The 22,297-nt window shown below is 59.3% G+C and carries 18 protein-coding genes and 1 pseudogene; 11 read left to right on the top strand and 8 right to left on the bottom strand.

Features of this window, described 5'->3' with window-relative positions; all coding sequences use genetic code 11:
• Positions 1-45: 45 nt before the first annotated feature.
• The 4 genes from F0320_RS09680 (at position 46) to F0320_RS09665 (ending at position 6,235) form a co-directional block, all read left to right on the top strand.
• Positions 46-741 (top strand): response regulator, encoded by a 696-nt coding sequence (locus tag F0320_RS09680; RefSeq protein WP_029739347.1) that lies wholly within the window; start codon positions 46-48, stop codon positions 739-741.
• The gene (locus F0320_RS09675; protein ID WP_126328397.1) at positions 738-1,934 is read left to right on the top strand and encodes a sensor histidine kinase; all 1,197 of its coding nucleotides are present in this window, start codon (positions 738-740) and stop codon (positions 1,932-1,934) included. Before F0320_RS09680 ends, F0320_RS09675 begins: the two co-directional genes overlap by 4 nt.
• A 78-nt stretch (positions 1,935-2,012) precedes the next feature.
• Positions 2,013-3,161, top strand: a complete 1,149-nt coding sequence (locus F0320_RS09670; RefSeq protein ID WP_126328396.1) for an efflux RND transporter periplasmic adaptor subunit — start codon at positions 2,013-2,015, stop codon at positions 3,159-3,161.
• Complete coding sequence (locus tag F0320_RS09665; protein ID WP_126328395.1) at positions 3,158-6,235, top strand: efflux RND transporter permease subunit; 3,078 nt, start codon at positions 3,158-3,160, stop codon at positions 6,233-6,235. The genes F0320_RS09670 and F0320_RS09665 overlap by 4 nt, the downstream gene beginning before the upstream one ends.
• 22 nt (positions 6,236-6,257) lie before the next feature.
• Here F0320_RS09665 and F0320_RS09660 read toward each other — a convergent pair whose 3' ends face one another.
• The gene (locus F0320_RS09660) at positions 6,258-7,025 is read right to left on the bottom strand and encodes an arylamine N-acetyltransferase family protein (RefSeq protein ID WP_149323833.1); all 768 of its coding nucleotides are present in this window, start codon (positions 7,023-7,025) and stop codon (positions 6,258-6,260) included.
• A 96-nt stretch (positions 7,026-7,121) separates the two neighbouring features.
• Here F0320_RS09660 and F0320_RS09655 point away from each other — a divergent pair.
• A pseudogene (locus tag F0320_RS09655) lies at positions 7,122-8,574 on the top strand (PLP-dependent aminotransferase family protein).
• Here the strand turns inward: F0320_RS09655 and F0320_RS09650 are convergent.
• Positions 8,546-9,430, bottom strand: a complete 885-nt coding sequence (locus F0320_RS09650; protein WP_126328392.1) for a LysR family transcriptional regulator — start codon at positions 9,428-9,430, stop codon at positions 8,546-8,548. The pseudogene F0320_RS09655 and the gene F0320_RS09650 sit on opposite strands and share 29 nt — an antisense overlap.
• Before the next feature lie 135 nt (positions 9,431-9,565).
• Here F0320_RS09650 and F0320_RS09645 point away from each other — a divergent pair, with 135 nt between their 5' ends.
• Positions 9,566-10,546, top strand: a complete 981-nt coding sequence (locus F0320_RS09645; protein WP_126328391.1) for an NAD(P)H-dependent flavin oxidoreductase — start codon at positions 9,566-9,568, stop codon at positions 10,544-10,546.
• Between the two features lie 40 nt (positions 10,547-10,586).
• On the opposite strand, the gene F0320_RS09640 is transcribed toward F0320_RS09645, so the two are convergent.
• Positions 10,587-11,642: an SDR family oxidoreductase gene (locus F0320_RS09640; protein WP_126328390.1), complete on the bottom strand. Its 1,056-nt coding sequence runs from the start codon at positions 11,640-11,642 to the stop codon at positions 10,587-10,589.
• Between the two features lie 96 nt (positions 11,643-11,738).
• Here F0320_RS09640 and F0320_RS09635 point away from each other — a divergent pair, with 96 nt between their 5' ends.
• Positions 11,739-12,626, top strand: a complete 888-nt coding sequence (locus tag F0320_RS09635; protein WP_047652182.1) for a LysR family transcriptional regulator — start codon at positions 11,739-11,741, stop codon at positions 12,624-12,626.
• An 82-nt stretch (positions 12,627-12,708) separates the two neighbouring features.
• Positions 12,709-12,978, top strand: a complete 270-nt coding sequence (locus tag F0320_RS09630) for a hypothetical protein (protein WP_126328389.1) — start codon at positions 12,709-12,711, stop codon at positions 12,976-12,978.
• Positions 12,979-12,990: 12 nt separating this feature from the next.
• Here F0320_RS09630 and umuC read toward each other — a convergent pair whose 3' ends face one another.
• From umuC to F0320_RS09615, 3 genes are all read right to left on the bottom strand, one after another.
• Positions 12,991-14,253 (bottom strand): translesion error-prone DNA polymerase V subunit UmuC, encoded by a 1,263-nt coding sequence (gene umuC / locus F0320_RS09625; protein WP_126328388.1) that lies wholly within the window; start codon positions 14,251-14,253, stop codon positions 12,991-12,993.
• Positions 14,237-14,671 (bottom strand): translesion error-prone DNA polymerase V autoproteolytic subunit, encoded by a 435-nt coding sequence (gene umuD / locus F0320_RS09620; RefSeq protein ID WP_126328387.1) that lies wholly within the window; start codon positions 14,669-14,671, stop codon positions 14,237-14,239. Before umuD ends, umuC begins: the two co-directional genes overlap by 17 nt.
• Before the next feature lie 159 nt (positions 14,672-14,830).
• Positions 14,831-15,697 carry an aldo/keto reductase family oxidoreductase gene (locus F0320_RS09615; protein WP_126328386.1) on the bottom strand — a complete coding sequence of 289 codons (867 nt, stop codon included), beginning with the start codon at positions 15,695-15,697 and terminating at the stop codon, positions 14,831-14,833.
• Positions 15,698-15,841: 144 nt separating this feature from the next.
• Here F0320_RS09615 and tcp point away from each other — a divergent pair, with 144 nt between their 5' ends.
• Positions 15,842-17,503 (top strand): methyl-accepting chemotaxis citrate transducer, encoded by a 1,662-nt coding sequence (gene tcp, locus F0320_RS09610; protein ID WP_126328385.1) that lies wholly within the window; start codon positions 15,842-15,844, stop codon positions 17,501-17,503.
• Between the two features lie 27 nt (positions 17,504-17,530).
• Here tcp and smrA read toward each other — a convergent pair whose 3' ends face one another.
• Both smrA and F0320_RS09600 read right to left on the bottom strand, forming a co-directional pair.
• Positions 17,531-18,094, bottom strand: a complete 564-nt coding sequence (smrA, locus tag F0320_RS09605) for a DNA endonuclease SmrA (RefSeq protein WP_032640096.1) — start codon at positions 18,092-18,094, stop codon at positions 17,531-17,533.
• 354 nt (positions 18,095-18,448) lie between these two features.
• Complete coding sequence (locus tag F0320_RS09600; protein WP_047652176.1) at positions 18,449-19,360, bottom strand: LysR family transcriptional regulator; 912 nt, start codon at positions 19,358-19,360, stop codon at positions 18,449-18,451.
• Positions 19,361-19,535: 175 nt separating this feature from the next.
• Between F0320_RS09600 and F0320_RS09595 the strand changes: the two genes are divergently transcribed.
• A complete protein-coding gene (locus tag F0320_RS09595; RefSeq protein ID WP_126328384.1) occupies positions 19,536-20,846 on the top strand; it encodes a M20 family metallo-hydrolase in 1,311 nt (436 codons plus the stop codon).
• Positions 20,846-22,291 (top strand): M20 family metallopeptidase, encoded by a 1,446-nt coding sequence (locus F0320_RS09590; RefSeq protein WP_126328383.1) that lies wholly within the window; start codon positions 20,846-20,848, stop codon positions 22,289-22,291. Before F0320_RS09595 ends, F0320_RS09590 begins: the two co-directional genes overlap by 1 nt.
• The last annotated feature ends 6 nt before the right edge of the window (positions 22,292-22,297 follow it).

The raw sequence follows: 22,297 nt of genomic DNA, 5'->3' as shown, positions 1-22,297 counted from the left end.
CAATGAATCGTCGGGATAGTGTTAAGAAATGGTCAAGGTGAACGGATGTTATCCAGAAGAGTGCTGATTATTGAAGATGACGCCGATGCGGCCGGCGTGCTCGAAGCCTATTTACGGCGGGAAAATTACGACGTGACCATAACCGGAGACGGTCATTCCGGGCTGGATATGGCGCAGCGGTGGAAGCCCGACCTCATCCTGCTGGACGTGATGCTGCCGGGGCTTAACGGCACCGAGGTACTGGCTGGCCTGCGTCGTAAAAGCGATGTGCCGGTGATCATGGTCACGGCCATGGGGGATACCCCCGACCGCATTGGCGCCCTGCGGTACGGTGCCGATGATTACGTTGTGAAGCCTTATCATCCGGGCGAAGTGGTGGCTCGGGTGCAGGCGGTGCTGCGGCGCAGCAGTAAAAAAGAGACGGACGAGGCGATCCTTCGCTGGCAAACGCTTGAGGTGGACGTGGCCGCCATTGTGGCGAGCGTGGATAACGGCGGCGACGCGCCCGTGATGCTCGATCTTACGCCAACGGAATTCTCGCTTCTGGCAACGCTGCTGCGTTCTCCGGCGCACCCGTTCTCCCGTCAGTATTTACTGGAGCACTGTTTGCCGGAAAGCGAAGCGCTGGAGCGCGTGGTGGACACCCATATTTATAACCTGCGTAAAAAACTCGAAGCGGCGGGGATCTCCGGCGTGCTGATCAACGTTCGCGGCGTGGGTTACAGGTTCAGACAGCCATGATTAAAAATCAGCACTCCTCTCTGTGGCGCTGGATTTGCGCGCGCATCCTGGCGCTGGCTATCGGCAGCGTGATCGTCATTGCCACCTGCATGTGGCTGCGCTATGCGGTTCAGAACTACTGGATAATGGGCAAAATGCCAGCGGCGGTCCGGCAGGAGTTTCTGACGCTCAGCCAGAACCCGCAGGCCAATCCGGCCCGCTTCCACTCGATTGTGGACACCTGGTGGGGCCTGAGCTATTCCACGCCGTCTATCGCCTCAGCCGACTGGGCCACGGTGGCCCTGCTGGTGCTGGTGATGATCCCGTTTATCGTGGTGATGGGGCTCAAACACGCCCGGCCGCTGGCGCTGCAGTTCAGCCGCCTTCGCGATGCGGCAAAGGACGTCGCCGACGGGCAGTTTGGCCGCCAGGCGGAACTTATCAAGGATGCGCCGGCGGAAATGGTCAGCTTTGCGACCGACTTTAACTCCATGACGGGGCAACTCGCCCGCTATGAAAAAGAGCTTCGCGCCTCGCACGTCGCGATGGCGCACGAGCTGCGCTCGCCCCTGACGGCCGCCATCGGGCGTCTGCAGGGCATGTTAGACGGCGTGTTTGACGCCAGCCCGGCGCAGCTCGGCATGGTGATGAAACAGCTCCAGCACCTCAACCGCCTCACCGATGAGCTTCACCTTCTGTCGCTTGCCGACGCGGGTAACCTCGTGCTGGAGGACCAGGCGTTTAGTCTGGATGAGCTGATTCAGGAGCGGGCTGCCTGGATCATGCCCGAGGCTGACGCGCATCATTTTCGGATAACGCTTCGCAACCCGCGTACCAGCCCCTTCAGAGGCGATGCGTTCCGTCTTGGACAGGTCGTTACCATCCTCATGGAAAATGCGCTTCGTTACGGGCGTGATGGCGGCCACCTTGAGGTGGCGCTGCACTACGCCAGCGGGCACTACATCCTCGAATTTACCGATGACGGGCCGGGCGTGTCGCCCCAGTTCTTACCGGAAATGTTTAAACGCTTTAGCCGCGAGGAGCAGTCCCGCGCCCGGCATTCCGGCGGCAGCGGCCTCGGTTTGTCCATCGCCCGGGCGATTTGTCAGGCGCATGGGGGTGAGATTAGCGCGTCATTGCCGGAAACCGGCGGCCTCGCCGTGCGCATTTTATTGCCCTGGCATCCGTCCGGTAATGAAAATCTTCACTCTTGATAAAGCCTTGACAGAACGTCGAATCTTTCTCGACGTAGCCCGCATTTAATAACGCCATTCCCTTTATGGAGCGGCGTTATGTCAGACGAATTTTTTCTCTCTCTGCGCCACTGCCTGCATCATTTGTACGGCGTGGCGCGCACCTTTTCCTGGCTGCATTTTCTTCCCCTGGCCCTGCTTGCGCTGGCGATTTTTCCGCTGACCGGCTGCGGTGATAAACACGAAAATAAGCCCGACCCCGCGCGAGCGGTACGCTACGTCGTCGTTGGCACCGCCCAAACCCTTCCCGCGCTGGAAAGAACCGGTGAGATCCATGCCCACGATGAAACGACCCTGAGCTTTCGAACCGGGGGCCGGATACTGACGCGCAGCGTTGATATTGGCGACCGGGTCACTGCCGGACAGCTGCTGGCCACGCTTGACAATACGACCGGGCAAAACCAGCTCGACAGCGCTGAGGCCGACTTTGAGGGTGCCAAAGCCTCTGCGCAGGTCGCCGCGCTTAACGTCAGTCGAATGCAAAAGCTTATGCCAACGGGCGCGATAGCCCGCACGCAGCTCGACAGCGCCCGTGCGGACTGGCTTGTCGCCCGCGCGCGCTTAAAAAGCAGCGAGGCCGCCTGGCGAAATGCCCGCGAAAGCCTCGGCTGGACGCGCCTGATCGCGCCGCAGGCGGGCGTCATCACGGCCGTGAACGCCTCTGCGGGACAGGTTGTCAGCGACGGTCTGTCCGTGCTGACGCTGGCGACCGGAGAAGGTCGCGACGTGGCGTTCGATATTGCCACTCCGGATGCGATCCCGCCTCTGGATAGGGCGGAGTTGCGGGTTTCCCTGCTCAGCGACCCGTCGGTACAGGCGTCTGCCGCGCTGCGGGATATCACCCCACAGGCCGATCCTCAGACCCGCACCTGGCGCGTCAGGGCCACCCTGCAAAACCCGCCGGCGGCCATGGCGCTGGGCGCCAGCGTTACCGTCACGTTGCCATCGTCAGCCCCGCACGGCTACACCCTTCCCGCCTCGGCGCTGACCCGCGTCGGCGACAAACCGGCCGTTTTTGTGATTACCCCGCAGTCGCGGGCGCAGCTGCGCGCGGTGGTGCCCGCGAGCTATACGGCCACCTCCGTCATGATTGCCTCCGGCCTTGAGCCAGGCGACAGGGTGATTACGGCGGGCGTGAGCACATTGCGGTCCGGCGAGCCGGTGGTTGCCGGAGAGGTTCAGCCATGAACACGGGATCGGAAGCGAAATTTAACCTCTCCGCCTGGGCGCTGAAGAACCAGCAGATGGTCAGCTTTTTGATGTTGCTGGTGATTGCGATGGGCGTGTTTTGCTATGAGAAGCTGCCGCGTAATGAAGATCCGGCTTTTACCATTAAAACGGCCGTTGTCTCCGCCCAGTGGCCGGGAGCCTCCGTAGCGGATACCACCCGTCTGCTGACCGATACGCTTGAAAAAAAGCTGCAGGAAACGCCCTGGCTGGACTATCTCGAAAGTGAAACCCGTGCCGGACGCACCGTTATCCACGTCAACCTTCGTGACGATACGCCCCCGCAACGCGTGCCCGATATCTGGTATCAGGTTCGCAAAAAAATGCAGGACATCGCGCCGTCCCTGCCTGAAGGGGTGCAGGGCCCTGCCGTGGACGACGAGTTTGACGACACGTTCGGCACAATTTACGCCTTTATTCCCGAAGGTTTCACCCTGCGGGAGGTGCGGGAGCGCGCTGAGACAATTCGTCGCGAGCTGATGTCCCTGCCGGATATGGGCAAAACCACCCTGCTGGGCGAACAGCAGGAGCAGTGGATTCTCGCCTTTTCTCCGGCGCGCCTTGCCGGTATGGGGCTCGATATTCAGGAAGTTGCCGACGCCCTCCGGGCGCAAAATGCGGTTGTCCCGGCTGGCGTTATGCGTACCGGACAGGAGAACATGGCGATAAAGGTCAGCGGTGCGCTCACGACTGAAGAGAGCTTACGCGCCGTCACGCTGCACGTGAACAATCGCTATATTCCGCTGACCGATATTGCCACCGTCACCCGCGAAATCGCCGAGCCACCGGCTCCGGCCTACCGGGTGAACGGCAAGCCGGCTATCGGGCTGGCGGTGTCGATGGCGCCAACGGGCAACATGCTGCGTTTCGGCGCCGCGCTGAATGACAGAATGGCGGCCCTCAGCGCCGGGCTGCCGCACGGTATCGAGATGGTGAAAGTCGCCGATCAGTCAGCGGTGGTCAGTGACGCGGTAAGCGGGTTTATCCGGGTGCTTATCGAAGCCGTTGTTATCGTGCTGGCGGTTTCATTTGTCTCGCTGGGTTTACGGGCTGGACTGGTGGTGGCGACGGCCATTCCGCTGGTGCTCGCCATGACTTTTGCCGGCATGATGCTCGCAGGTATTGGCCTTCAGCGTATCTCGCTCGGGGCGCTGATCATTGCCCTGGGCCTGCTGGTGGATGACGCGATGATCGCCGTCGAAACGATGGTCTCCCGGCTGGAAGCGGGGGATTCCCGTCGGCACGCGGCCACCCATGCATTCAAAACGACGGCCTTCCCGATGCTCACCGGGACTCTGGTGATGATTGCCGGCTTTATTCCCGTTGGTTTTGCGGCCTCCAGCGCCGGTGAATACTGCTTTTCCCTGTTTGCGGTGGTGCTCATTGCCCTGCTCTGCTCCTGGGCTGTCGCGATCCTGTTTTCGCCGCTGACGGGCACGTGGCTGCTGCCGGAAAAAGTCAGACATCACGCGGCGGGACCCGGCAGGATCGCGCGCGGGTACGGACGGCTTTTACGCCTGGCACTGCGTCACCGAGTGGCTACCGTGCTGATTGCGCTTGCCGCGCTGGGGCTGTCAGCGTACGGCACGACGTTTATGCAGGGCGAGTTTTTCCCCGCTTCGGACAGGCCAGAGCTGCTGGTCAGCCTGACGCTTCCGGCCAACGCGTCGCAGCCGGAAACGCTAAGAGAGGTGGAAAAGCTGGAAAAAGCGCTGGCCGGAAACAGCAATATCGATCGCTATTCGACGTACGTCGGGTCGGGCGCCATCCGTTTTTACCTGCCGATGGACGTGCTGCTGGAAAATGAAAACATCGCCCAGATGGTCGTGGTGGCTAAAGATCTTGAGGCGCGGGATCGTCTGCATGCCCAGTTGAACAGGATCCTGGCGACGCAATTTAGCGACATCATTACGCGCGTGTCGCCCCTTGAGCTGGGGCCGCCCGTCGGCTGGCCCATCAAATACCGGGTGAGCGGGCCTGATTATCTGCAGGTCCGGGCGTTGGCGAACCGCCTCACGGACGCGATTGGCCGGTCTCCGCTCTCACGCGACGTTAACCAGACGGCCGGAGAGCCGGAGAGGGTCATTACCTTAAAGGTAAATCAGACGGCGGCCAGGGCGGCGGGAATATCGTCAGAAAGCCTCGCCCGCACGCTGAACACCGTCTGGTCCGGCAGCGTTGTCACCTCCATCAGGGATAATGACCGCCTTGTCGACGTGGTGCTGCGGGCCACGGACGATGCACGTCACAGCACCGCCACCCTCTCCTCGCTCACGATTCAGGGGAATGACGGTAAAAAAATTCCGCTCAGCGCCGTCGCGACGCCGGTCTGGGGCGTGGACGATCCGGTCGTCTGGCGTCGGCAGCGCGTGCCCTTCATCACGGTGCAAACGGATCTTACCCCGGGGATGAAGGCTGAAGCGGTATCCGCGGCGCTGCGTCCGGTGGTCGACAAGCTGCGCACGAGCCTGCCGGCAGGTTACAGCATTGAAGAAGGCGGCGCGGTTGCCGAATCGGATAAGGGGAACAGCTCCGTCTTTACCGTTCTTCCGGTGACGCTGGTCATCATGCTGTTGCTGCTGATGCTCCAGCTGCGGCGTTATTCCCGGATGCTGCTGGCCCTCCTGATGGCCCCGTTTGGCTTGCCGGGGATCGTGCTGGCTATGCTGCCCGGCGGCACGCCGATGGGGTTTGTCGCGCTGCTGGGCGTCATCGCTCTGGCGGGAATGATCGTGCGCAACGCGGTGATACTGATTAGCGAGGTTGACGGTAATCTTGCTCAGGGGATGGCAAACGATGCCGCGATTATGGCGGCCGCGGAGCACCGGGCCAGACCCATCTGCCTGACCGCCTGCGCCGCCATCCTGGGCATGATCCCGATCTCTCATCAGGTCTTCTGGGGGCCAATGGCCTATGCGATTATCGGCGGGCTGCTGGTCGCGACGCTGGTGACGCTGACCGTGTTACCCGCGTCGTTTAGCCTGCTGTTACAGTGGGGCGCTCAGCGCAACGCCGCAAAAGACGGACTGCGCTGAGGCCCCCTCGTTCCCAAGTAGATTACGCGGCGGTCAGCGCAAAACGGTCTTTCAGGACATGGCGGATTTCATCCTCCGCCAGTTTCCGCGTTTCAGTGCCGTTCACCGTGATGGTTTTCAGCATATCGCCCAGCAAAATCTGGCGTCCCTCCGGGCTGTGCTGCACCACTACCCGCTTCTGCACAAAGATGGCATCCGGGTGCGTGGAGTTAAGGTAGTTGGCCGGGACGAAATCAATCCATTCCTGAGGGGTGAGATCAAAGCCGTACTGCCGGGCCCACACTCCCTCAACCTTCGCCTCAAGCAGATATTCGCCCTCCGCGCTGCGGCTTAGCCGAAACGTGTCGAAATCCTGCGTGATATCCACATCAAGCGTGTCCAGCGCCATCGGCGCGCGAATGCCGTAGCTGCCGAACCCGAGGTCGCAAAGCCACTGTCGGCTATCTACCTCAGCGACGATCGCCATGTGGGTTTTCGGCCGCCGCGAGGGGTAGAACATCGGGCGCGCCGCCACGAAGCGGTACGATATCCCTAACGCCTCCAGCGCCATGGCAAAAAGTCCGTTTACCTCATAGCAGTAGCCGCCGCGCCCCTGCGTTAATACCTTATCGGCAATATCGTCTGGTGCCAGCGAGACAATTTTCCCCGCCTGAACGTCCAGATTTTCAAAGGGGACCGAAAAGAGCTGATGGCGCATCAGCGCATGCAGAGTGGCCGTATCGGCAACCGCCGGTCCGGTATAGTTTATGCGTTTGAAATAGGTGGAAATGTTGAAGTTATCGCTTTGCATAATGCCTCCTTGTCCTGAACATGCCGGACACTATAGATGGCGCGCATCATTGGCTGTATAGTCAGTTTTATCGAAAATTAGCCTGAACAGTTACCCATGTCTGCCCCGTCCCAGTCCTCTCCCCACTATCGCCGTATTGCCGATATGCTGCGTCTTACCATTACGTCCGGCGCGCTGCGCGCCGGTGACAGGATGATCTCCGCGCGCAAACTGGCCGAACGCGAGCGCGTTAGCCTTCCGACGGCGCTGGAGGCCCTTCGCTGCCTGGAGGCTGAAGGGCTGATCGTTGCGCGCCCGCGGTCAGGCTATTACATCCGTCAGACCAGCCAGCCTCCGCGCGCGGAGCCCGCGCGCTCCACGCCGGGCCCGGTCCCCGTCACCATGTCCGCCGTGGCCCGGTCGCTGTTCAGCAGTGCAGAAGCCCGGCTGATCCCGCTGGGAGCCGCCCTGCCCGATCCCGCGTGGCTGCCGGGAGATGCGCTGCAGCGGGCGTTGCACTCTGCGGGCCGTCGTCTGGACGCGCATGGACAGAGCTACAGCCTGCCCCCGGGAAGGCGGGATTTGCGAAGCAAGATTGCCGCGCGCTCTGCCCAGTGGGGAGCCCGGTTCGGCGCGGACGATCTCATTATTACCGCAGGCGCGACGCAGGCGCTGCGCCTGGCCCTTCGGGCCGTGTGCCAGCCGGGTGATGTCGTGGCGATTGAGCAGCCAGCCTACTTTGGCACGCTCCTGCTGCTGGAGGATTTAGGCCTGAAGGCCTTAGCGATCCCCACCGACCCTGTGGAAGGCCTGCTGCTGGAACCGCTGGCGGACGCCATTCGCTGCCACCGCCCTGCGGCCGTTCTGGCCTCGCCCACCGTGCAAAACCCGCTGGGTGCCAGCATGCCCGTCGCGCGCAAGCAGGAACTGGTTGCCCTGCTGGAAGAGGCAGGTATTCCCTTGATTGAGGACGATGTTTACGGTGACCTGGTCGGCGAGGGGCAACGCCCTCCGGCCTGCAAGGCGTTCGACCAGAGCGGGAATGTGATCTACTGCAGTTCCCTGTCTAAAACGCTTGCGCCCGGATGGCGAATCGGCTGGATCGCCGCCGGACGCTACTCCCCGCAGGTCTTACAGGCGCGCATGGCCGGAGAATGGGCTGGCGCCCCGCTGCTGGAAGCGGCGACGAGCGAGGTTCTGGCGAGCGGCGACTACGATCGCCATCTGCGGCGGCTGAAGCGCCGGATCGCAGAGGGCGTTCACGCCGTCGTGGAGCAGGTCAAGACGAGCTTTCCGCCCGGTACGCGCGTTAACGTACCCGCTGCCGGTTTCCTGCTGTGGGTTGAACTGCCTCAGCGGGTCAACGCGCTGGAGGTGCACCGTCGCGCGCTGGCGCTGGGCATTGGCGTCAGCCCTGGCCCCCTGTTTTCACCTGCCGCAGAACTCACGCACTTTCTGCGGCTGAACTGCGCAAACGAACCTACGCCCCGCCTGCTGAACGCCGTGGAACAGATTGGCGCTTTGTCACGAGCTGGCTGTTTTCACACCAGACTTTCCAGCCACTCGGTAAAGACCCGCACCTTGCGGGAGAGGTGGCGGTGTGGATAGAGCAGTGACAGCTTGCGGTCCGGCGAGCGATAGTCCGGCAGGACTTCAACCAGAAGACCACGGTCTATGTAAGGCTGGAGAAAGAGATTCATCCCCTGCATTAACCCCAGCCCGGCAAGGCCTGCCGCGATGTAAGCTTCGGAGTTATCCACGACAAGCTTACCGGGCAGGGTAATTTCCGCGATGCCTTCTGGCGTTTTAAACGTCCACGGATGAATTTGTCTGCTGCTGTTATTAATCCAGTTGATGGCCTGATGTTTGCGTAAATCATCCGGCGTTTCTGGCGCACCGTGTTTTGCCAGCCAGGCCGGGCTGGCGCAGGTCGTGATTTTAATGTTCCCGATTTTACGCGCGATGTAGTCACCGTCCTCCAGCTCTCCCACGCGCAGCACGCAGTCCAGGCCATCCCGCAGCATATCCCGACGGCGGTCAGAGCTGCTCAGAATGATGTCGATCTCAGGATGCTGACGATAAAAATCAGGCAGATTAGGTATGACCCGCAGCGTGGCAAAAGAGACCGGCATATCCACACGCAGCTGGCCGTGTATTGCCCGGTCCGTACCAAACGACTCCAGTAATTCGTCCGCCTGCGCCAGCAGGGGTTTACTCCGGCGATAAAAGGCCTCCCCATCCGGGGTCAGGCTAATCCGACGCGTTGTGCGCTGCAGTAGCCGGGTGCCGCTGTGCTGCTCCAGAAGCTGTAACGCTTTGGTGACTGCCGGGCGATGGACCTGCAGATTCTCCGCCGCCTGGCTAAGGCTGCCTGACTCGACAATTTCAATAAAAATTCGAATAGATTCAAAGAGGTTTATTTGCATAAGGAATGCTTTTGCCGCGAGCAGGATAATATGATTGTTATTAATTTTATAACAGTGATGAATATTTTTGGCTATTTTTCCTAACAATCCTGCGCCCTACACTCTTCCCCATTCAAACGTAAGGGAGAGTCTGCTATGAAAAATAACCGTATTTGTCAGATCCTGGGCATCGAAAAACCTGTTATTCAGGGGCCGTTATCCTGGCTCACGGATGCCCGCTTGGTCGCAGCGGTCAGCAATGCCGGAGGGCTCGGCGTGCTGGGACCCAATGCCGGTTTAACCGCCAACACCGCGGTCTCCACGCCGGAAGAGACCGCCGAAAAAATGCGCGAAGAAATTCGTAAAACCAAACGGCTGACCGAGAAACCCTTTGGCGTGAACCTGATCCCCACGGCCGTTAATGACGTCTGGACTGGGCCTATTCTTCAGGTGGTGAAAGACGAAGGCGTCAGGGCCGTGGTGTATACGGGCTATGGGGAAGGCAGCATTATTCCCGCGCTGTTCCGCGAGTTAAAAGAAGCGGGTATCGCCATTATCTACCGCGACATCAACCCAACGCCTGAGAACACCCGCCTCGCAGAAGAAATGGGGGCTGACATTATCGTCGCCACCGGTTTTGATGAGGGCGGGACGTTACCCGCAACGGTGCTTGGCACCTTTTCCATCGTGCCGCTGATTGCCGATGCCGTGAAGCACATTCCGGTGATGGCCGCGGGCGGCATTACCGACAATCGCACCGCCAGAGCGGCCCATGCATTGGGCGCGGAAGGCGTGTTTGCCGGGTCGGTCTTTATCAGCACGGAAGAAAGCCGCGTGCCGCAGGGGGTCAAAGAGAAAATCGTTGCCGCCAACGGTCTCGATTTGCTGCTTTTCCGCACCGTGCCCCACTACTACCGCGCTCTTCCCGGCAGGCTGGCGGAAAAACTGGCGGCGATGGATAAAGCAGGCGCAAGCAACGACGCGCTGGGCAAGGCGATGGGAGGATTGCGGGGCCTGCGCCTGGGCATGCTGGAAGATAACACCGATGAAGGCTATATCGCGCTCGGCACGGGGATTGGGAATATTCACAGCGTGAAAAGCGTGGCCGAGGTTGTGAATGCGTTAACGGTTGAGTAAGCACCCGGGGTCCTGGCCTGCACCAGGACGCCCAGGCTCATCAGGGAATAATCCGCGCGGCTCTCAGCTGCGCGAACAGGCGGAAAAACATCTCATCGGTGGCCTGCATTTGCGTGAAGCCCGCCCTGCGCAGCTTGCTCCCGTCACCAAACATGTCGTAATTCCAGCCAAAGACAAAATCGGCAAAATGCCCGTCGCTCAGCTGCAAAATATCCGCTTCCGCCAGCCGCTCTTCGGCAAGCTCGCGCCATACGCCGCGATAGTCGTTAAACAGCTGATGAAATGACAGCCTCACCGGCGGCGCAGAGTCCAGTTCAAACCAGCGTGCGATGCGCGGCCACAGCTCGCTCCAGCGCCAGATATCGCCATTATTGACGTTGAACGCCTGATTCTGTGCCGCCGGTGACGCGGCGGCCCATACCGTGGCCTCGGCCAGCAGCCCGGCGTCGGTATGGTCAACGATGCTGTGCCAGGCCTGTTCCGAACCGGGGAAACGCAGCGGTAAACCCTGCGCCCTGCACAGGGAGGCGTACAGGGCAATGCTCAGCGCAAGGTTCATGACATTGCCCGGTATCGGGCTCCCCACCACGCCCGGCCTGACGGCATTCCAGTGCCAGCCTTTCCCCCGCTGAAACTGGCTGAGCCACGCGAGTTGCGCGGCGTTAAATTCGGCACCCGGCACGCCGGGATCGCTTTCCCGCGCCGGGGTTTTAAACGGCCCCAGATGCGCACCATAAACTTTGTACCCCTGCATCAGGCTTACCGTCTGCAAAGGTGCCGTTTTTTCGAGGGTGCTGACCAGATTACGCAGCATGGTGACGTTCGGTTCAACCATGTCCGTCCAGTTCGCCGCGTTCGCCCAGGCGCTGTAAAAAATGTGGGTGACACCGTCCAGGGCGTCCAGCGCCCGCGCGGTATCCTGCGCATCCAGTAAATCGACGTTCACCATGGGAATGCCGTCCGGGTGGGTTACCGCGTGGCGACTGAGACCGATCACCTCCCACTGATGGTGCAGGAGCGTGTTGACCAGCTGTCTGCCGACAATGCCGCTGGCGCCCGCGACCAGGGCGACGTTGTGTTGCTGCATCTTATTCATGGTGTTTCTCCGAAAAGGTGACAGACGCAGTGTGATCTATTATTTTTTCTGGAGATACCCCCTGAAATCGATGGAACTTATAAGCAGAATCATTAAATGAATAATAAGCTCACCGCCATTTCTACCTTTCTACGCGTCGCTGAAGCGGGCTCGTTTTCGGCGGCCGCCCGGCAGACCGGTATTAAGCAGTCCGCCGTCAGTCAGCAGATCGCAGCACTTGAGGATGAGCTTGGCGTGGTGCTGCTGCACCGTACGACGCGTACGATGAAGCTGACCGAACAGGGTGAACGTTACCGGCGTGATATGCAGCTTGTGCTGGACGCTATGGGGGAAGCGGAGAGGCGTTTGCATCCTGCCGATCATCGCGTTCAGGGGCGCGTCCATGTCCAGTTACCGAGCGGCCTGGGGCAGATCATTTTGCCGCATCTGCTGGCGCTACAGCGTCTGCATCCCGAACTGCAGCTGATGATTTCCCTGGATGACCGCCTTGCCGATCTGGTGACGGAGGGCGTGGATGTCGCGATACGGCTGAGCAGTGAGCCTCCGCAGGCGCACGCGGCTCGCGTACTGGGGCGGATTGAAGCCGCGCTGTTTGCCGCTCCCGGTTTTCAGGCGGTACACGCCGTCAGCGAACTGACCACGCTGCCACACGTACGGTTCAGCGGTATTCCGCTGGATGCCCCCCTGCGCCTGATTTCTGACGAGGAAACGGTCGAGGTCAACGTGAATACCGTTTTCCGTGCCAACACCAGCGACGCGCTGCTGCAGGCGCTGGAATCCGGCATGGGTATCGGCGGCATGCAGCGACCGCTCGTGGCCGGGGCGCTGCAGGCGGGCACGCTGGTACCGGTGCTGCCCGACTGGCGGTTACCCGATCGCTTCCTCTATGCCGTCTATCCTGACGCCCGCTTTATTCCGCAGCGCGTCAGAAAGGTCGTCAGCGTAATAGAGCAGTTACTGCCTGAAATACTCAAGAAAAACTGATTGCTCCCCCTGAAATCACGTGCATTTTTTAACCGCCAGGAATAGAGTGTTTTTACCGTATCCTCCTCTTTCTGGAGCACTTATGCCGGATTACCGTTTTTTCCAAAAAGGCCCGAACCTGATTGCGATCGAGAGCGCAAACATCGATGCGGCCGCTCAGCTCATCGCTCAGGGGTTTGAAAAACAGTTTGAGGAGATTGGCGCCGCGGATGAAAAAGAGGCGCTTACCCGCCTTGCCGATATCCGTAAAAATAACGAGATCGATCGCCACAACTTCCTGGCCGGTGCGGGCCAAATGCCGTGGATCGGCGTGCTGACGGCTGCGGCAACCTGGTTGACGCAAAAGAAATAACGCAACCATCTTCTACTTCGCCACCGGCAAATCGGCGTACCGCGTCGTATAGGCCGGTGACAGCATCTCACGCTTCATCGCCCAGGATTTCTCAATACCCTGCCCGGCAAACCATATCTTCCCTTTGCCGGAATGATTTACGCTGTCCATCATCTCCATCAGCGCCGCGCTGTTGGCGCGCAGACGATTATCGTCAAACAAATTAAGCTGGGCGACGCCGCTGCTGAAAAAGTCCGCCAGCATGACCCCGGCTTTCATATAGCGATATCCGTCAAGCCATATACGCCCCAGCGCCTCCGTGGCGGCGCGGATGATATCCCGCGAATCATTGGTGGGCGTCATCAGGGTGACGGAAGCCTGATTGCCGTAATAAATTTCGTTGTCCGCGTGCGGGCTGGTGCGGACAAATACGCTGATAAAACGACAGTATTGATGCTCGCCGCGCAGTTTTTCCGCAGCGCGTTCCGCGTAGGCGCAAATGGCCTGGTGCATCTCCTCGTACTGCGTAATACGGTGTCCAAACGAACGGCTACAGATGATTTGCTGCTTCGTGGGGGTGAACTCCTCCAGATCAAGGCAGGGCTCACCGCGCAGCTCGCGGGCCGTACGTTCCAGCACTACGTTGAAATGTTTGCGGATGACCCAGGATGAGGCTTCTGCCAGCTCCAGCGCCGTGGTGATGCCCATAGCGTTGAGCTTTTTCGTGATGCGCCGCCCTACTCCCCACACCTCATCTACCGGAACCTTTTCCAGCAGCTTACGCTGCCGCTCGCGGCCTGAGAGATCGACCACGCCGCCTGTGCTGGCCCAGCGTTTCGCCGCATAGTTGGCCAGCTTCGCCAGCGTTTTGGTCGGGGCAATACCGACGCCAACGGTTAGGCCCGTATTTTTTAAGACCTGCGTGCGCATCTGGTGACCGAACGCTTCCAGCGACAGGCAGTGGCTGACCCCTGAAACGTTCACGAACGCCTCATCGATGGAGTAAATCTCTATTGCCGGGGCGAGATCGGTCAGCGTCTGCATCACCCGACTGCTGAGATCGGCATACAGCGCATAGTTCGAGCTAAATACGTAAACCTTTGACGTATATAGCTTTTCTTTGAATTTAAAATACGGCTCACCCATTTTTATGCCGAACTGCTTTGCCTCCCGCGACAGCGAAATAATGCAGCCGTCGTTATTGGAAACCACCACAATGGGCTTCCCCTGCAGATCGGGGCGGAAGACCCGCTCGCAGGAGGCGTAGAAGCTATTCACATCAACCAACGCGAACATGTTTATGCGTTTTGAGCGTGTGGGTGACGACGCCGAAGATCTGCAGCTCCTCTTCGGACTGAAAGGTAATCGGCTGATAGCGAGCATTATGCGGCAGAAGTCTCAGAACCGGGCGGGTCTGTAGCTCTTTCACCGTAAACTCACCGGCGACCGACGCCACGACGATATCCCCATGGTCGGCATTTAACGAACGATCGACCACCAGCAGATCTCCGTCGCCGATCCCCGCCCCAATCATGGAGTCTCCACTCACCTTGATAAAATAGGTCGCACTGGGGTGTCTTACTGCCAGCCGGTTAAGATCGAGACGATCTTCAACATAATCCTGCGCCGGGCTGGGGAAACCACAGGCAACGCGCTCTAAAAACAAAGGTAATTCAATGACTTGCTTTTGGTGATAAGAAAAGAGAGTGTCCATAATGCCTTTCTCGCCAAATACTGTATATAAATACAGTATTACGAATTATGGCCAGGGATCAAGGTCATTTCCGAAGGCGAACCCAAACGCCTTGAAGTGTCAGAAGATTTAAAACGCGCAAAGCCCGGAAGCACACTTACGGCTTTGCGCCTGTGCCGATCAGTCCATCAACGTATTCAATGTTTCCAGCGCGTCAGGCGGCAGCTGCAGCTCCCCCGCCGCGAGGTTTTGCCGCAGATGCGCCACGGAAGAGGTGCCAGGGATCAGCAGGATATTCGGTGAACGCTGCAGCAGCCATGCCAGCGCGACCTGCATTGGCGTGGCGCCCAGTGAATCCGCGACGGCCTGCAGCCCGGAAGATTGCAGTGGCGTAAAGCCTCCCAGTGGGAAGAACGGCACATACGCGATCCCCTGCTGCGCCAGCAGATCCACCAGCGCGTCATCCCCCCGGTTCACAATATTGTACATGTTCTGCACGCACACCACCGGGACCATCTTCTGGGCTTCCGCAACCTGGGTGGCCGTGACGTTGCTCAGGCCAATATGACGCACCAGCCCCTGCTGCTGTAATTCGGCCAGGGTGGAGAGTGGTTCAGCAATCGACCCTTCCGCCGGCCCGTGTGCGCTGAACATGATCCTGAGATTCACCACGTCCAGCACGTCCAGCTGTAGATTACGCAGGTTGTCATGCACCGCCTGCGTCAGTTCCTGCGCGGAAAAGGCCGGTAGCCAGGCGCCTTTGTCGTTGCGACGGGCGCCAATCTTGGTGACGAGCGTCAGATCGTCCCGGTAAGGGTGAAGCGCCTCGCGGATCAGCTGGTTAGTGACATGAGGACCATAAAAATCACTGGTATCAATGTGGTTCACCCCGGCCGCCACCGCTTCGCGCAGCACGTCCAGCGCGGCCTGCTTATCCTTCGGTGGGCCAAAAACGCCCGGTCCGGCGAGCTGCATCGCACCGTAGCCCAGTCGTTTAACCGTCCGCGTCCCGAGCGCGTACGTCCCGCTTTTATCAATGCTGCTCATGTTAACCTTCCTCATAAAAATGATCCGGATTTACAACAGGTTCCTCACCGGAGCCCTTAGTTAAGCGCGAGTTAAATTAAAGTTTAAATTCTATACGACGATAGTATTGGTGTACCTCTGCATCCTTTCTAACGGACGACCGCTATGCTGAAAAATCTGCACGTGATTACCGGTATTATCTTTGCCCTCACCATATTCTGTCTGCTGCAAGTTGTCACGGGAGGGTTGTTCTACTCTGCCGTCAGCAACGATCGCCATAACTTCCAGAATTCCGGCGTGCTCAATGCCCAGCAGGAAAGCCTGAGCGACAGCGTAAACACGCTGGTGAAAACACGCGTCACCGTCACCCGCGTGGCGATCCGCTACCTGAAAAACCAGCGTGACCCGGCTTCCCTTGCGGCGATCAACAAACTGCTTGGCACCGCGGGCGACTCGCTGGCAAAAGCCGAAGCCTATAACAAAGAGTGGCAGAAACTGCCGCAGGTTAACGGCCAGCAGGCGGCATTGACCGACGAGATGCAGAAATCCTGGAACCAGATGCACGAAGTGATGCGCTTATCGATTGAGTATCTGCGCGCCGACAACTACCAGGCCTATGGCGATCTGGACGCCCAGCAGGCGCAGGACGATATGGAAGCGGTCTATAACCGCTGGCGCGCCGAAAACAACACCCTGCTGAAGGCCGCAACCGAAGAGAACCAGAGCAGCTTCACGCAGATGCAGTGGACGCTGGCGGCTATTCTGCTGGCCGTTATCGCGGTTCTGGTGGTCATCTGGCAGGGTTTACAACACCTGCTGTTAAAACCACTCCACTCCATTATGAACCATATTCGCGCTATTGCAGGGGGCGACCTGACGCAGGAGATCGCTATCTCCGGTCGCAATGAGATGGGTCAGTTGGCCGCCGGTCTGCATGAGATGCAGCAGTCGCTGGTGACCACCGTCAGCGCCGTACGTGGAAGTACCGATTCCATCTACACCGGCGCAGGCGAAATTGCCGCGGGGAGCAACGATCTTTCCGCCCGCACCGAGCAGCAGGCCGCCTCGCTCGAAGAGACCGCCGCCAGCATGGAAGAGCTGACCGCGACGGTTAAACAGAACTCCGATAACGCCCGTCAGGCCACGCTGCTGGCGAAAAACGCCTCTGAAACGGCCGCGCGCGGCGGTCACGTCGTGGATAACGTGGTTCGCACCATGAACGAAATCGCCGACAGTTCGCAGCAAATTGCGCATATTACCGGCGTGATCGACAGCATTGCGTTCCAGACCAACATTCTGGCGCTTAACGCCGCGGTGGAAGCGGCACGCGCCGGGGAACAGGGCCGTGGTTTTGCGGTTGTTGCAGGCGAAGTCCGTACGCTGGCGAGCCGCAGCGCGCAGGCGGCGAAAGAGATCAAAGGGCTTATCGAGAACTCTGTCAGCCGCGTGAATACAGGCTCTGAGCAGGTCAGCGAGGCTGGCACCACCATGAAGGAAATTGTCGCCGCCGTCACCCGCGTGACCGATATCATGGGTGAGATTTCATCTGCCTCTGACGAGCAGAGCCGCGGTATTGAGCAGGTGAGCCTGGCCGTTTCGCAGATGGACAGCGTGACGCAGCAAAACGCCGCGCTGGTGCAGGAGTCCGCCACGGCGGCTGCGGCACTGGAAGATCAGTCCGAGCAGCTGCGCCAGGCGGTAGCCGCGTTTCGCCTGAACGGCAAAGAAAAAGCGGTCGCCCCACGCCAGGTTAATCTGAAAACGCCACAGCTGCTGAGCCCGGCGACGACTACCGCCTCTACCGACAGCAACTGGGAAACGTTCTGAGTCATCGGCGGGCGAGGAGATCGCCCGCTAGCGGCTGCGCTTGGCGTGCCGCTCCCAGTTTTCCTGTTTTGCTTCATCAGATTTTCGCAGTGAAACATAACATGCCCCGCTGCCGCCGTGATGCGGCAGCGCCACGCAGAAGGCCTGCACTTCCTCAAACTCGGTTAACCAGCGCGCCAGATAGCTGCGCACCACATTGGGATGCGAGTTCTGCTCGCGCCCTTTCCCGTGAATGATAATCAGATTGCGTAACCCGTCGCGTCCGGCCTGACGAATAAAAGAATAGAGCATCTGACGGCAGCGTTCGGCGGGCTGACGCAGGAGGTTTAAGCTGGCCTGGCGGGCATATTTACCCGCGCGCAGCTTATCAATAACGCCCTGCTGTACCCCTTCGCGCTGGAACGCCAGCGGTTCTTCCAGGGGAAGCACGTCAAGAAAATCCAGCGTCAGGAAGTTATCCAGCTGTTCGCTATCCACCTCCTCGCGCGCCCGCGTATTGCGGCTGGGCTGCCAGTGAATATCCGCGCAGCGCTTCAGGGGCTGGACATCTTCCATGGCGTCAAGAAAAAATGATTTGTCGTCAGGGTTCATGGACATCCTCCGGCTACATCTGAGGACTGTACTATACCTGCGCCAGAGACCGGCCTCAATCACCGTTACAGGGCGATACGTGGCAATAATATTAACCTGATGAATATATATAGTCATTATTAAAGAAAGTTAAACCAGACTTAACTAAAATTTCAGTAAAGTTAAAATACGTGATTTATGTTAAAAATTCATTAAATCAATCACTCGCCTGCCTTTCATTTTTCGGAAAAGGTGTTATACCTAAATATACCTGCCTCATGGATATAATACTCAGGATTGGCGAAAGGACGCACTGCTGTGTGTACTATAGGGTCTGTTTGATGTCGGACAGATCCTGTTTTTTTTATATATCTGTCACGCGACGACTATTTTTCTGGCTTCCCTTCTGAACTGCGTAATTAATGACTCAGCAAGGGGGGTCTGACGTGAATCACGGCGCTGAATTAAATAATAGGTTGCTTTAGGAAGCGATTCGACAACCGGCAGCATGACCAGACGGTGCGCCAGCAGCGGGTCACACCCTAGCTCCTGCGGCAATATGCTTAAAAAATCACTTTGCGCAACCAGGCTAATACAGGAAGAAAATGTTTCGCAAACCACACCAATTCGCGGTATTTGCGAACGATCGCTAAATACCTCCTCTAATTGCTTATAATAACTTCCCCGCGGCGTCGGCATTGTCCAGTTATAATGCAGGAGTTCATTAATTGACGTTGCTCCCATTGCCGGGTGACCTTCCCGACAAAATACCGCAAACGGTTTTTCGAAGAGCTTTTCAAACGTAAACTCCTGGTCGTAAGGCCCCTGATAATAGGTGTTGATGGTGAAGTCCAGCTCGCCCTGGCGTAATTCATTGATCATCGACACCAGCTGCCCCTCCATAATCCGCACCTTGACCTGCGGATGCTGCGCATGGAAGCGGGTGATAACGGCGGGCATAAGCGTGCGTGAAACGCTGGCCCCCATCCCGATGTTGATCTGCCCGGCCAGCTCCCCCTGCCGCTGACGGATATCATCCTGCGCCGCGCGCAGCTCTTCCAGAATCAACCTGGCGCGCTGGTAAAAGCCCTCACCGCATTCGGTCAACGCGACGCCCTTACTCCTGCGCACGAAAAGCTGCGCCGCCATGCCCTCCTCCAGCTCTTTAATGGATTTGGTCAGCGCCGGCTGCGAAAGATTCAGCGTCCTGCTGGCACCGCGAATGCTGCCCTGACGCGCAACCTCAACAAACGCCCGGATTTGATGAAATTTAATCTGGAATGTCATAGCCCGACCGATAACCGTTGTTTATCAGAGTAAAGAAACTGTCATCTACTTTAATGGAAAGGGATGTGCGAGGGTAATTCCTGAACGGTTAAAACTGTGAAAAATCGGTTAGTGATAAGTAAAAACTATCACAGCGTGAAGCAGTTCACATATTTTAATGATGACAGGAACAGATATGGACACACTGGCGCAGTACATCCAGACGTTATCCCCGCAGCTGAGCGCATGGCGTCGCGATTTTCACCATTTCGCGGAATCCGGCTGGGTAGAGTTTCGAACGGCCGCGAAAGTCGCGGAAATCCTCGATTCGCTGGGTTATGAACTGGCGATGGGTCGCGACGTCGTGGATGCCGAAAGCCGAATGGGGCTGCCCGATGCCGCTACCCTGGCGCGAGAGTTTGCCCGCGCGCGGGCGCAGGGCGCGCCTGATAAATGGCTGGCGCCGTTTGAAGGCGGGTTTACCGGCATTGTGGCGACGCTCAATACCGGCCGCCCTGGACCGACGCTGGCGTTTCGCGTCGACATGGATGCCCTTGATTTAAGCGAAGCGCTGGATGAAAGCCATCGCCCGTTCCGCGACGGGTTTGCTTCCTGCAATCCGGGAATGATGCACGCCTGCGCGCACGACGGCCACACCGCTATTGGCCTGGGGCTGGCGCAGGTGCTTAAGCAGAATGATGCGCAGCTCAGCGGCACTATCAAGCTGATCTTCCAGCCTGCCGAAGAAGGCACCCGCGGCGCGCGCGCCATGGTTGCCGCCGGGGCGCTGGACGACGTGGACTATTTCACGGCCATTCATATTGGTACCGGCGTGCCTGCCGGGACGGTCATTTGCGGCAGCGATAACTTTATGGCCACCACCAAGTTTGACGTGAGCTTTACCGGCGTGGCCGCACACGCGGGCGGTAAACCCGAGGACGGGCGTAACGCCCTGCTCGCCGCCGCGCAGGCCGCCCTCGCCCTGCACAGCATCGCCCCCCACAGCGACGGCGCATCCCGGGTGAACGTCGGGGTGATGCAGGCGGGCAGCGGACGCAACGTGGTGCCCGCGAATGCCCTGATAAAGGTTGAAACGCGCGGCGAAAGCGAAGCGATTAATCAGTACGTCTTTGAACGCGCGCAGGCGGTGATAACCGGCGCAGCGGCGCTCTACGGCGTGCGCGCCGAGATGCGCCTGATGGGTGCAGCCACCTCCAGCGCGCCGACGCCGGCCTGGGTTGATTACCTGCGCGAACAGGCGAGCCAGGTTTCCGGGGTTATTCACGCCATCGATAAGGTGAAAGCGCCAGCAGGCTCCGAAGACGCCACGCTGATGATGGCCCGCGTGCAGGAGAACGGCGGCATGGCGTCCTATATGGTGTTCGGCACGGATTTGAGCGCCGGACATCACAATGAAAAATTCGACTTCGATGAGCAGGTTATGGCCATCACCATTGAAACGCTGGCGCGAACTGCGCTCAACTTCCCGTGGACGCGAGGTGTGTAATGCAGGAGAACTACGCTTTTATTGCCGATGCGATCGACACGCGATGTCGGACGTTAACCGATATTGCCGACGCGATCTGGGATCGTCCTGAAACCCGCTTTGAAGAGTTCTGGTCCGCCGAACGGCTGGCCAGCGAGCTGGAGGCCGAGGGCTTTACGCTGACGCGCGAGGCCGGCGGTATTCCAAATGCCTTTATTGCCAGCTTCGGCAGCGGGAAACCGGTCATCGCCCTGCTGGGCGAATACGACGCGCTGGCCGGGCTAAGCCAGCAGGCGCACTGCGCGACGGCGCAATCCGCCACGCCGGGAGCCAACGGCCACGGCTGCGGGCATAACCTCTTAGGCACCGCGGCGCTTGCTGGAGCGGTGGCGGTGAAAAGCTGGCTGGAGCAGCACGGCGGCAGCGGAACGGTGCGTTTTTATGGCTGTCCCGGCGAGGAAGGCGGCTCCGGGAAAACCTTTATGGTGCGCGAAGGCCTGTTTGATGACGTTGATGCCGCCGTCACCTGGCACCCGGAAGCCTACGCCGGGATGTTTAACGTCAGCACGCTGGCGAATATTCAGGCCGCCTGGCGTTTTCACGGCGTGGCGGCACACGCGGCCAACTCCCCCCATCTGGGACGCAGCGCGCTCGACGCCGTGACGCTGATGACCACCGGCACCAACTTCCTCAACGAACACATCATTGAGAAAGCGCGCGTCCATTACGCCATCACCGACACCGGCGGGATCTCGCCCAACGTGGTGCAGGCGCAGGCCGAGGTGCTGTACCTGATCCGCGCCCCGGAGATGGCCGATGCGCAGCAGATCTACGAGCGCATCGAAAAAATCGCCCAGGGCGCGGCGATGATGACCGAAACCACCGTCGAGTGCCGCTTTGATAAAGCCTGCTCAAGCTACCTGCCGAACCGTACGCTTGAAGCGGCGATGTATCGCGCGTTGCGACACTACGGCACGCCAGAATGGACCGCCGAGGAACTCGACTTTGCCCGCGAGATCCGCGCCACCCTGACGCCCAACGATCTGCAAAACAGCCTGAAAAATATTGCCGCGACGGGGGGGGACGCGGGTAAAGCCTTTGCCCGGCGCCATCAGGAGACGCTGCTGGTGGATGAGGTCGCGCCCTATGCCGTCACCGACAACGTGCTGGCGGGTTCAACCGACGTGGGCGACGTCAGCTGGAAAATGCCGGTCGCCCAGTGCTTCAGCCCCTGCTTTACCGTCGGCACGCCGCTGCATACCTGGCAACTGGTGGCGCAGGGGCGTACCTCCATTGCTCACAAAGGCATGCTGCTGGCCGGGAAAGTGATGGGCGCGACCGCGCTCAACCTGCTGCAGGACGCGGCGCTGCTGAAAAAATGCCGTGAAGAGTTCGAACAACAATTACAAGAAAAACCGTACGTGTGTCCGATCCCGCAGGACGTGACACCGTCACCTTTAAAATAAAAAAAC

The organism is Enterobacter dykesii, assembly GCF_008364625.2.
Taxonomy (GTDB): Bacteria; Pseudomonadota; Gammaproteobacteria; order Enterobacterales; family Enterobacteriaceae; genus Enterobacter; species Enterobacter dykesii.
The sequence above is the reverse complement of the archived record's forward strand: the minus strand, read 5'-3'. Positions and strand labels throughout refer to the sequence as shown.

Coding starts and splice junctions, on each gene's coding strand:
- F0320_RS09680 (WP_029739347.1), top strand. CDS start 46: ATGTTATCCAGAAGAGTGCTGATTATTGAAGATGACGCCGATGCGGCC.
- F0320_RS09675 (WP_126328397.1), top strand. CDS start 738: ATGATTAAAAATCAGCACTCCTCTCTGTGGCGCTGGATTTGCGCGCGC.
- F0320_RS09670 (WP_126328396.1), top strand. CDS start 2,013: ATGTCAGACGAATTTTTTCTCTCTCTGCGCCACTGCCTGCATCATTTG.
- F0320_RS09665 (WP_126328395.1), top strand. CDS start 3,158: ATGAACACGGGATCGGAAGCGAAATTTAACCTCTCCGCCTGGGCGCTG.
- F0320_RS09660 (WP_149323833.1), bottom strand. CDS start 7,025: ATGCAAAGCGATAACTTCAACATTTCCACCTATTTCAAACGCATAAAC.
- F0320_RS09650 (WP_126328392.1), bottom strand. CDS start 9,430: ATGCAAATAAACCTCTTTGAATCTATTCGAATTTTTATTGAAATTGTC.
- F0320_RS09645 (WP_126328391.1), top strand. CDS start 9,566: ATGAAAAATAACCGTATTTGTCAGATCCTGGGCATCGAAAAACCTGTT.
- F0320_RS09640 (WP_126328390.1), bottom strand. CDS start 11,642: ATGAATAAGATGCAGCAACACAACGTCGCCCTGGTCGCGGGCGCCAGC.
- F0320_RS09635 (WP_047652182.1), top strand. CDS start 11,739: ATGAATAATAAGCTCACCGCCATTTCTACCTTTCTACGCGTCGCTGAA.
- F0320_RS09630 (WP_126328389.1), top strand. CDS start 12,709: ATGCCGGATTACCGTTTTTTCCAAAAAGGCCCGAACCTGATTGCGATC.
- umuC (WP_126328388.1), bottom strand. CDS start 14,253: ATGTTCGCGTTGGTTGATGTGAATAGCTTCTACGCCTCCTGCGAGCGG.
- umuD (WP_126328387.1), bottom strand. CDS start 14,671: ATGGACACTCTCTTTTCTTATCACCAAAAGCAAGTCATTGAATTACCT.
- F0320_RS09615 (WP_126328386.1), bottom strand. CDS start 15,697: ATGAGCAGCATTGATAAAAGCGGGACGTACGCGCTCGGGACGCGGACG.
- tcp (WP_126328385.1), top strand. CDS start 15,842: ATGCTGAAAAATCTGCACGTGATTACCGGTATTATCTTTGCCCTCACC.
- smrA (WP_032640096.1), bottom strand. CDS start 18,094: ATGAACCCTGACGACAAATCATTTTTTCTTGACGCCATGGAAGATGTC.
- F0320_RS09600 (WP_047652176.1), bottom strand. CDS start 19,360: ATGACATTCCAGATTAAATTTCATCAAATCCGGGCGTTTGTTGAGGTT.
- F0320_RS09595 (WP_126328384.1), top strand. CDS start 19,536: ATGGACACACTGGCGCAGTACATCCAGACGTTATCCCCGCAGCTGAGC.
- F0320_RS09590 (WP_126328383.1), top strand. CDS start 20,846: ATGCAGGAGAACTACGCTTTTATTGCCGATGCGATCGACACGCGATGT.